At 62.7% G+C, this 10,927-nt stretch carries 6 protein-coding genes; 5 read left to right on the top strand and 1 reads right to left on the bottom strand.

Going from position 1 to position 10,927, the window contains the following annotated elements:
- Positions 1-3: 3 nt before the first annotated feature.
- The 3 genes from BKX96_RS13200 (at position 4) to BKX96_RS13190 (ending at position 3,928) form a co-directional block, all read left to right on the top strand.
- Complete coding sequence (locus BKX96_RS13200) at positions 4-1,179, top strand: L-rhamnonate dehydratase (RefSeq protein WP_033045585.1); 1,176 nt, start codon at positions 4-6, stop codon at positions 1,177-1,179.
- 52 nt (positions 1,180-1,231) lie between these two features.
- Positions 1,232-2,227, top strand: a complete 996-nt coding sequence (araD1, locus tag BKX96_RS13195; RefSeq protein ID WP_077184128.1) for an AraD1 family protein — start codon at positions 1,232-1,234, stop codon at positions 2,225-2,227.
- Positions 2,228-2,347: 120 nt separating this feature from the next.
- Positions 2,348-3,928, top strand: a complete 1,581-nt coding sequence (locus BKX96_RS13190; RefSeq protein ID WP_077184126.1) for an aldehyde dehydrogenase (NADP(+)) — start codon at positions 2,348-2,350, stop codon at positions 3,926-3,928.
- A 132-nt stretch (positions 3,929-4,060) separates the two neighbouring features.
- Here the strand turns inward: BKX96_RS13190 and BKX96_RS13185 are convergent, their stop codons facing one another.
- A complete protein-coding gene (locus BKX96_RS13185; protein ID WP_046816809.1) occupies positions 4,061-4,969 on the bottom strand; it encodes a DMT family transporter in 909 nt (302 codons plus the stop codon).
- A gap of 156 nt (positions 4,970-5,125) precedes the next feature.
- Between BKX96_RS13185 and aceK the strand changes: the two genes are divergently transcribed.
- On the top strand, positions 5,126-6,844 hold the full coding sequence (gene aceK, locus BKX96_RS13180) for a bifunctional isocitrate dehydrogenase kinase/phosphatase (protein WP_046816810.1): 1,719 nt from the start codon (positions 5,126-5,128) through the stop codon (positions 6,842-6,844).
- A 151-nt stretch (positions 6,845-6,995) separates the two neighbouring features.
- On the top strand, positions 6,996-10,907 hold the full coding sequence (gene hrpA / locus BKX96_RS13175) for an ATP-dependent RNA helicase HrpA (protein ID WP_077184124.1): 3,912 nt from the start codon (positions 6,996-6,998) through the stop codon (positions 10,905-10,907).
- The last annotated feature ends 20 nt before the right edge of the window (positions 10,908-10,927 follow it).

Genomic DNA, 10,927 nt, shown 5'->3' with positions numbered 1-10,927 from the left:
TTCATGAAAATCAAAGCGATCCGTACCCGCGTATTCGAGTGGAAAGGCAAAGTCGTCCCACCTCAAGCGCACTTCTGCACCAACGCCAGCGACATCCTGTTCGAGCGCGGCGACGCCATGGGCTCGTTCCGTTTCCACGGCTGGCTGGTGGTGGAAGTCGAGACCGACACCGGTCTCGTCGGTATCGGCAACTGCGCCCTGGCGCCGCGTGTGGCCAAGGAAATCATCGACACTTACCTGGCACCCATCGCGATTGGCGAAGATCCGTTCGACAACGAATACATCTGGCAGAAAATGTACCGTCAGAGCCATGCCTGGGGCCGCAAAGGCATCGGCATGGCAGCCATCTCGGCGATCGATATCGCCATCTGGGACATCATGGGCAAGGCGGTCAACAAGCCGGTGTTCAAACTGCTCGGTGGCCGCACCAAGGAGAAGATCTGGACCTACGCCTCCAAACTCTACGCCAACGATAACCTCGACCTGTTCCTCGAAGAGGCCCAGGGTTATCTGAACCAGGGCTTCACCGCGCTGAAAATGCGCTTCGGCTACGGCCCGAAAGACGGCCCGGCGGGCATGCGCAAGAACATCGAACAGGTGCGCGCCCTGCGGAACCTGGCCGGCCCCGACGTCGACATCATGCTCGAATGCTACATGGGCTGGACCCTGGAATACGCCCGCCGCATGTTGCCTAAACTGGCCGAGTTCGAACCGCGCTGGCTGGAAGAACCGGTGATCGCCGACGACATCGAAGGCTACATCGAGCTGAAAAAAATGGGCATCATGCCGATCTCCGGCGGCGAGCACGAATTCACTTCCTACGGTTTCAAGGACCTGCTGGAACGCCGCGCCGTCGACGTGATCCAGTACGACACCAACCGCGTCGGTGGCATCACCGCTGCGCGCAAGATCAACGCCATGGCCGAAGCCTGGTCGGTGCCAGTGATCCCCCACGCCGGACAGATGCACAACTACCACCTGACCATGTCCACCACGGCCTCGCCAATGGCGGAGTTCTTCCCGGTGTTCGACGTCGAAGTCGGTAACGAACTCTTCTACTACGTGTTCAAGGGCGAACCGCAACCGGTCAACGGCTACATCCAGCTCGACGACAACAAGCCGGGCCTGGGCCTGGAAATCTCCGATGAGTACCTGAGCGACTTCAACATCATCGAGTGACCTTGAGGCGTCGTCATCCGGCGGCGCCGTCCATGACTTTGCGGAGGCCGACATGCGCCTGATTCAATTTGAAAACACTGCCGGCGAACGCCAGGTCGGGCTGGTCGACGGGGCACAGGTCCTGGTGCTCAAGGGCACCCACAGCACCCGTGAACTGGCACTCGCTGCGATCCGCGGCAAACACAGCCTGCAGGAAGAAGTCGCCCTGCGCGGCACCGAGCCGGGCCCGGAATACGCCCAGCTGTTGCAGCAGCGCCAGGTGCTGCCGCCGCTGGATCACGAAGACCCGGCCCATTGCCTGATCAGCGGCACCGGCCTGACCCACCTGGGCAGCGCCTCGACGCGGGATAAAATGCACCAGCAGGAAGGTGCCATGGAAACCGCCATGACCGACACCATGCGCATTTTCAAGTGGGGCCTGGAGGGCGGCAAGCCAGCGGCCGGTCAGGTCGGTGCGCAGCCGGAATGGTTCTACAAGGGCGACGGCAGCATCGTCGTGCGTCCTGGCGCCGACTTCCCGGTGCCGCCCTTTGCCGAAGACGCCGGCGAAGAACCGGAATTGACCGGGCTCTACGTGATCGGCGACGACGGCCAGCCGTATCGAGTCGGTTTTGCCCTGGGCAACGAGTTCTCCGACCACGTCATGGAACGGCGCAACTACCTGTACCTCGCCCATTCGAAATTGCGCTGCTGCTCCTTTGGCCCGGAGCTGCGCGTCGGCGAATTGCCCAGGCATCTGGTAGGCACCAGCCGCATCAAGCGCGATGGCAAGACGATCTGGGAAAAGGAGTTTCTCAGTGGCGAAGACAACATGTGCCACAGCCTGGCCAACCTCGAATTCCACCACTTCAAGTACGCTCAGTTCCTGCGTCCCGGTGATGTGCATGTGCACTACTTCGGCACCGCCACGCTGTCGTTTGCCGATGGCATCAAGACCCAGCCGGGGGATCGCTTCCAGATCAGCCTCGATGAGTTCGGAGCGCCGCTGGTGAACGGCATTGGCGAAAGTGCCCAGCCGCTGGCTATCGGTCAGGTGCGAGCGCTTTAACCCCTGTAGGAGCCGGCTTGCCGGCGAAAGCGATTTTTCACGCGACGTTGATGTTTGCCGTGCCATGGCTTCGCCGGCAAGCCGGCTCCTACAGGTCTGTAATCGATCAAGGAATCCGCAATGACCACGATACTTGGACACAATTACATCGGCGGCCGCCGCAGCGCCAACGGCAACGTGCAACTGCAAAGCCTCGACGCCACCAGCGGTGAGCCTTTGCCTGGCACCTTCTTCCAGGCATCCGAAGCCGAGGTGGATGCCGCTGCCAAGGCCGCCGCTGCGGCGTCCCCGATCTACCGCAACCTCAGTGCAGAAAAACGCGCGACCTTCCTCGACGCCATCGCCGATGAAATCGATGCGCTGGGCGATGACTTCGTCGCCACCGTGTGCCGCGAAACTGCGTTGCCAGCCGGACGTATCCAGGGTGAACGCGGTCGCACCAGCGGCCAGTTGCGCCTGTTCGCCAAGGTCCTGCGTCGCGGTGATTTCTACGGCGCGCGCATCGACCGCGCATTGCCGGATCGCCAGCCTTTGCCTCGTCCGGACCTGCGGCAGTACCGCATTGCCCTGGGGCCGGTGGCGGTGTTCGGTGCCAGCAACTTTCCGTTGGCGTTTTCCACCGCCGGTGGCGATACCGCCTCGGCCCTGGCCGCCGGTTGCCCGGTGGTGTTCAAGGCCCACAGCGGGCACATGGCAACCGCCGAGTGGGTGGCGGACGCGATCATTCGCGCCGCCGAGCGAACGGAAATGCCCGCCGGGGTGTTCAACATGATCTACGGCGGTGGCGTCGGTGAGTGGCTGGTCAAGCACCCGGCGATCCAGGCCGTGGGATTCACCGGTTCGCTCAAGGGCGGCAATGCCTTGAGCCACATGGCGGCGACCCGGCCGCAGCCAATCCCGGTGTTCGCCGAGATGTCGAGCATCAACCCGGTGTTCCTGCTGCCCGAGGCGCTGGCCGTGCGCGGTGAACAGATCGCGGCGCAGCTTGCCGGTTCGGTGACCCTGGGCTGTGGGCAGTTCTGCACCAACCCTGGCCTGGTCATCGGCCTGCGCTCGCCGCAGTTCAGCACCTTTCTCGAAACCTTTTGCGCGAGCATGAACCAGCAACCGGCGCAAACCATGCTCAATGCCGGCGCACTGGCCAGCTACAGCCGAGGCCTGGGCGAGCTGCACGAACATCCGGGGCTGACCCACCTGGCGGGCAAGCCGCAACAGGGCAATCAGGCGCAGCCGCAAGTGTTCAAGGCCGATGTCAGCCTGCTGCTCAAGGGCGATGAACTGCTTCAGGAAGAAGTGTTCGGGCCGGCTACCATCGTTATCGAAGTCGAGAGCCGTGCGCAGTTGGCGCAGGCGCTGCAAGGCCTGCGCGGGCAATTGACGGCGACGCTGATTGGCGAGGCGGACGAATTGCTGGAGTACCGCTGGCTGGCTGAATTGCTGCAAGAGAAGGTCGGGCGGATCCTGCTCAACGGCTATCCGACCGGGGTCGAGGTCTGCGAGGCCATGGTGCATGGCGGGCCGTATCCGGCGACGTCCGATTCGCGCGGGACGTCAGTAGGGACCTTGGCGATCGATCGATTCCTGAGGCCGGTGTGCTTCCAGAATTACCCGGATGCGTTGTTGCCCGAGGCGTTGCAGGACGCCAATCCGTTGGGGATTCGGCGGTTGGTGGATGGGGAGGTCAGTGATTCAGCCTTGTAGCGTCTGACCTGCCGCTTTCGCGAGCAGGCTCGCTCCCACAAGGGATCTTCGGTGAACACATGATGTGTGAACACCCGGATCAAATGTGGGAGCGAGCCTGCTCGCGAAGGCTTCATCCAAAACGCAACAATCCTACCGGCCAGCCACCAAGCCCGGTTTCACCGCAGCCGGCTTCAACACCAACCACAACGCTGCCGCAATCAACACCCCGCCATAGATGTGCGCCATCGACAACGGCTCATCCAGCAACATCGCGCCCCACAACACCCCGAACGGCGGGATCAGGAAAGTCGTGGTCATCGACCTCACTGGCCCGACCGAGCTGAGCAAACGGAAGTAAACGATGTACGCCAGCGCGGTACACACCAGCCCCAATCCCAGCAACGACAACCAGACATCCCAGCCACCCCAGCTGGCCGGCGGCTGACTGATCACGCTATAGCCGAACAGCGGCAACAGAAACAACGTCGCCCCGAGCATGCTGCCCAGCGCAGACAAACGGCTGTCGAGGCCACCGGCCTGATCCAGCCAGCGGCGGGCAAGGAACCCGGCGAAGCCGTAACAGGTGGTGGCGAGCAGGCAGGCGAGGGCGCCCATCAGCAATTGCAGGTCGAACGCCACGGGGCCTGCGCGCGTCAGTACGCCAACACCGAACAAGCCAAGGAATACCCCGCCGAGCTTGGCGGCGGTGAGCCGTTCATGGAAGAACATCCCGCCGATCAGCACGCCCATCAGCGGCGTGGTCGCATTGAAAATGGCCGAATACCCGGCGGGCAGCACCTGGGCGGCCACGGAGTACAGGGTGGCCGGAATCCCCGAGTTGATCACCCCGAGTAGCATCACGGTCTTGAGTTTGCCCTTGAAATCCCAGCTGATGCGCATCAGCCCAAGGATCAGCAACAGGCCGGTAGCGGCAATCGAGACGCGGAAAAACGCCGTGGGAATCGTGCCGATCACCGGGGCGATGATGCGCATGAACAGAAAGCTCGCACCCCAGATGGCCGCCAGTGACAGTAAACGGACAATATCGACGGGGTTCACAGCGTTCTCCTTCCTGATGGGGACGAGAGTGTTGCCGAGCGGCTGATCGATGGCAACCGGAAAACGGGCAAATAACCCGGGCGCAAAATTACACTTCTCCTGCACCCGCTTCACTGGCTAAGCTCAGGGCTCACGAATTCCCGCAGAGGTCTCACCATGCCGCAGCAATGGCCAGCCGCCGATATCGCCCGAATGATCCTCGATGGCTTTGACGATTACCGCGAGCATTTCCGGCAGATCACCGACGGCGCGCGGGCCCGCTTCGAGCAGGCACAGTGGCAGGAGACGCAGGTCGCGTCGGCCGCGCGGATCAATCTCTACGAAGAAAAAGTCAGCGAGACGGTGGAGCGGCTGCGCATCGCGTTCGACAGTGACACCCTGGACGTCAGTTGCTGGCCGCTGGTCAAGAGCGCGTACATTGCCTTGATCGACCTGCGCTTCGACGATGAATTGTCCGAGACCTGGTACAACTCGATTTTCTGCGGGCTGTTCAGCCATGACCTGATCAGCGACGGCTGCATGTTCATCCACACCACCCGGCCGAGTCTGCGCCGGGCTCGCGCCGCGCAAACCCGCACCTACAAACCCCAGGGCCAGCTGGCGGGCATGCTGGCGAGCATTTTTGCCGATTATCGCTTCAGCGAGGAATACGCCGACCTGCCCGGCGACCTGCGCCGCCTTGAAGCGCAACTGCGCGAGAACCTGCCGGACTGGGTCTGCAAGGACCCGGAGCTCAGTGTCGAGCTGTTTTCCTCGGTGCTCTACCGCAACAAAGGCGCCTACCTGGTGGGGCGCATCTACACCGCCGATGAGCAATGGCCGCTGGCAATCCCGCTGCTGCACCTCGAGGGGCGCGGCATCCAGATTGATGCGTTGATCACCGACGAAGCGGACGTGTCGATCATCTTCTCGTTCACCCGTTCGTATTTCATGGTCGATGTGCCGGTGCCGGCGGAGTTCATCGGCTTCCTCAAACGCATCCTGCCGGGCAAGCACATCGCCGAGCTGTACACCTCGATCGGTTTCTACAAGCACGGCAAATCCGAGTTCTACAGGGCGCTGATCAACCACCTGGCCAACACCGACGACCAGTTCATCATGGCCCCCGGCGTGCGCGGCATGGTCATGAGCGTGTTTACCCTGCCGGGGTTCAACACGGTGTTCAAAATCATCAAGGACCGCTTCTCGCCGTCGAAAAACGTCGACCGCGCCACGGTGATCGAGAAATACCGGCTGGTGAAGAGCGTCGACCGGGTCGGGCGCATGGCTGACACCCAGGAGTTCGCCGACTTCCGCTTCCCGCTGGGCAAGTTCGACCCGGCGTGCCTGGAAGAACTGCTGGACGTCGCGCCGTCCACGGTGTCGGTGGAAGGCGACACCGTGCTTATCCGTCACTGCTGGACCGAGCGGCGCATGACGCCGCTGAACCTGTACCTGGAACACGCCAACGACGCGCAGGTGCGCGAGGCCCTGGAAGATTACGGCCTGGCGATCAAGCAACTGGCGGCGGCGAACATCTTCCCCGGTGACATGTTGCTGAAGAACTTCGGCGTTACCCGTCACGGTCGCGTGGTGTTCTACGACTACGACGAGATCTGCTTCCTGACCGAGGCCAACTTCCGCCACATTCCCGAGCCGCGTACACCGGAAGACGAAATGGCGTCCGAGCCCTGGTATTCGATCGGACCGCTGGATGTGTTCCCTGAAGAATTTCCGCCGTTCCTGTTTGCCGATTCGGGGCAGCGCAAGTTGTTCGATCAACTGCATGGCGAGTTGTACAACGCCGACTACTGGAAAAGCCTGCAAGAGGCGATCCGGGCGGGGAAGGTGATCGATGTGTTCCCGTACCGCCGCAAAGGCCATGATACCGAGTGACATTCTGATCATTCCCACGCTCTGCGTGGGAATGCAGCCCGGGACGCTCCGCGTCCCTAGCGCGGGCGCAGAGCGTGGCAACGATCACACGGCGGTGCAAATCTGCGACAATCGCCAACCTGCGCCACTAGACGACTGAATTGCGTACCCGATGACCGACGAATCGCCCTCCATCGACAAACTGCTGAAAAACCTCGATCACGCCATGCTTGCCGACCGCCACCGGCTGCGGCGGCAGTTGCTTGAGCTGCGCAAGAAACCCGACGAGGCCAAGCTGGCCCAGTGGGTCGCGCGGATGCAGGCGTCCTGTGACCAGGTGCTGGCCCGCCGCGCCAGCCTGCCGGTGATTCGTTATGACGACAGCCTGCCGATCGCCGCCAAGCGTGACGAAATCAAAGAGGCCCTGCTCAAGCACCAGGTGCTGATCATTGCTGGCGAAACCGGATCGGGTAAAACCACTCAGTTGCCGAAGATCTGCCTGGAAATCGGCCGCGGCCAGCATGGCCTGATCGGCCACACCCAGCCGCGCCGAATTGCCGCACGCAGTGTGGCCGCCCGGGTTGCCGAAGAACTCGGCACGCCGTTGGGCGCGCTGGTCGGCTATCAGGTGCGGTTCGAGGATCAGAGCGATGCCAACACCCTGGTCAAGTTGATGACCGACGGCATCCTGCTGGCGGAAACCCAGAACGACCGCTACCTGGAACGCTACGACACGATCATCGTCGACGAAGCCCACGAACGCAGCCTCAACATCGATTTTCTGCTCGGCTACCTGAAAACCCTGCTGCCGCGCCGCCCGGACCTGAAAGTCATCATTACATCGGCGACCATCGACCTGGAGCGCTTCTCCAAACATTTCGACGATGCGCCGATTGTCGAAGTCTCCGGTCGCACCTTCCCGGTGGACACGTGGTATCGCCCGCTGACCCTGGAGCAGGACGAGGAAGGCAACCGTGTCGAGGACGACCTGACGGTGGATCAGGCGATTCTCGCCACCCTCGACGAAATCGCCGCCTATGAGCGCAGCGAACGCCGCAGCCCCGGTGACGTGCTGGTGTTCCTGCCCGGCGAGCGCGAGATTCGCGACGCCGCCGACATGCTGCGCAAGGCCCAGCTCAAGCACACCGAGATCCTGCCGTTGTACGCACGCCTGTCGCCGGCCGAACAGCAGCGGATCTTCCAGTCGCACCCGGGTCGTCGCGTGGTGCTGGCAACCAACGTCGCGGAAACCTCGCTGACCGTGCCGGGCATCCGTTACGTGATCGACAGCGGCACCGCGCGCATCAGTCGCTACAGCTACCGCGCCAAGGTCCAGCGCCTGCCCATCGAAGCGATATCCCAAGCCAGCGCCAACCAGCGTAAAGGTCGCTGCGGACGGGTCGAGCCGGGCATCTGCGTGCGCCTGTACAGCGAAGAAGATTTTCTCGGGCGGCCGGAATTCACCGATCCGGAAATCCTGCGCACCAACCTCGCCGCCGTAATCTTGCAGATGCTGCACCTGCGCCTCGGCGAGGTCAGCGCTTTCCCATTCATCGAGCCGCCGGATGGCAAGGCGATCAGCGACGGCTACAACCTGCTGCAAGAACTCTCGGCGGTGGACCGCAACAGTCAGCTGACCCCGCTTGGTCGCCAACTGGCGCGGCTGCCGGTGGACCCGCGCATGGGCCGCATGCTGCTCGAAGCGGCCAAGCTCGGCAGCCTGCAGGAAGTGCTGATCGTCGCCAGTGCCATGTCGATCCAGGACCCGCGCGAACGTCCGCCGGAGCGCCAGCAAGCGGCGGATCAGGCTCACGCACAATGGAAAGATGCCGATTCGGACTTCGCCGGGCTGGTCAACCTTTGGCGCGGTTTCGAAGAGCAGCGCCAGGCGCTGACCGCCAGCCCGCTGCGCAACTGGTGCCGCAAGAATTTCCTGAATTACCTGCGCCTGCGCGAATGGCGCGACTCCCATCGCCAATTGAGCCTGATCTGCCGCGACATGCAGCTGAGCCTCAATAAAGAGCCGGCGGATTACCCGAAACTGCACAAAGCGGTGCTGGTGGGGTTGCTCAGCCAGATCGGCCAGAAAACCGAAGATGGCGATTACCTCGGCGCGCGTCAGCGGCGTTTCTGGATTCACCCGTCCTCGGGCATCGGCAAGAAACGCCCGCAGTGGCTGATGACCGCTGAACTGGTGGAAACCACCAAGCTGTATGCACGGATGGTGGCCAAGATCGATGCCGACTGGATAGAGCCGCTGGCCGGGCACCTGATCAAGAAAAACCACTTCGAACCCCATTGGGAGAAGAAGCGTGGCCAAGTCGTGGCCTTCGAGCAGATCACCCTGTTCGGGCTGATCGTGGTCGGCCGTCGGCCGGTGCATTACGGCCCGGTCGATCCGGTGGTGTCCCGCGAATTGTTCATCCGCGAAGCACTGGTGCGTGGCGAGATTCAGTCGAAAGCCAAGTGCCTGACGGCCAACAAGCAGTTGCTGGAACAGCTCGACGAACTGGAAGCCAAAGCCCGCCGTCGCGACATTCTCGCTGACGAAGAAACCCTGTATGCCTTCTACGATGCGCGGTTGCCGGCAGAGATTCACCAGACCGCGACGTTCGACAGCTGGTACCGGATCAACAGTCAGAAAGACCCGCAACTGCTGATCATGCGCGAAGAGGACGTGCTGGCCCGCGAAGCCAGTGAAGTCACCGCCCTGCATTACCCGGACACGCTGCACATCGGCGACCTGGAATTGGCTCTCAGCTACCACTTCGAACCGAACCACCCGCGCGACGGCGTGACCCTGCGTGTGCCGGCGCCGTTGTTGCCGATGCTGCCGCCGGAACGCCTGGAATGGCTGGTGCCGGGGCTGATCGAAGCCAAGTGCATTGCCTTGGTGCGCAACCTGCCCAAGGCTTTGCGCAAGAATTTCGTGCCGGTGCCGGACTTCGTCAAGGCCGCGTTGCAGCGCATGACCTTCGCCGAAGGCTCGTTGCCCCAGGCCTTGGGTCGCGAGCTGCTGCGCATGACCGGCGCTCGGGTCAGCGATGAAGCCTGGAGCGAGGCGGCGCAGCAGGTCGAAAGCCATCTGCGGATGAACCTGGAGATCGTCGACGCTCAGGGCAAGTTCCTCGGTGAAGGGCGCGACCTGGCCGAACTGACCGCGCGTTTCGCCGAAGCCAGCCAGGCCGCCCTGGCCGTGCCGCAAACCGCGAAAAGCCAGCAGCCGGTGGAGCCGAAAGTGTTTGCCGCCGTGGCGGAGAAAACCCAACAGAAGATCGCCGGCTTGTCGATGACGGTCTATCCGGCGCTGGTGGAAGAGGCGGGAACGGTCAAGGAAGGACGTTTCTCGACCCCCGCCGAAGCCGAGTTCCAGCATCGCCGCGCCTTGCAGCGCCTGCTGATGCAGCAACTGGCGGAGCCGGCGAAGTTCCTGCGCGGCAAGCTGCCGGGTCTGACCGAACTGGGCCTGCTGTATCGCGACATGGGCCGTGTCGATGCGCTGGTCGAAGACATTCTGCTGGCCAGCCTCGACAGCTGCATTCTCGACGGTGAAGACCCGCTGCCACGCGATGGTGCCGGGCTGGCTTCGTTGGCCGAACGCAAGCGCGGCGCCTGGACCGAACATGCCGAACGCGTGGCCAGGCTGACCCTGGAAATCCTCAAGCACTGGCACGGTCTGCAAAAACGCTTCAAGGGCAAGATCGACCTGGCGCAAGCCGTGGCCTTGAACGACATCAAGCAGCAGCTCAGCCATCTGGTGTATCCGGGGTTTGTCCGGGAAACGCCGATGCAGTGGCTCAAGGAACTGCCGCGCTACCTCAAGGCCATCGAACAGCGTTTCGAAAAAATCGGCGCCCAGGTACAACGGGACCGGGTCTGGAGCGGCGAGTTGTCCGGCCTCTGGACGCAATACCAGACCCGCGCCAACAAACACGCCCAGGAAGGCAAGCGCGATCCGCAGCTGGAGTTGTACCGCTGGTGGCTGGAGGAGTACCGGGTTTCACTGTTTGCCCAGCAGTTGGGGACCAAGGTGCCGATCTCCGACAAGCGCCTGAGCAAGCAATGGAGCCAGGTCGAACCCTGATCCTCTGTGGGAGCGAGCCT

It is taken from the genome of Pseudomonas putida (assembly GCF_001976065.1).
GTDB lineage: Bacteria > Pseudomonadota > Gammaproteobacteria > Pseudomonadales > Pseudomonadaceae > Aquipseudomonas > Aquipseudomonas serbica.
The sequence above is the reverse complement of the archived record's forward strand: the minus strand, read 5'-3'. Positions and strand labels throughout refer to the sequence as shown.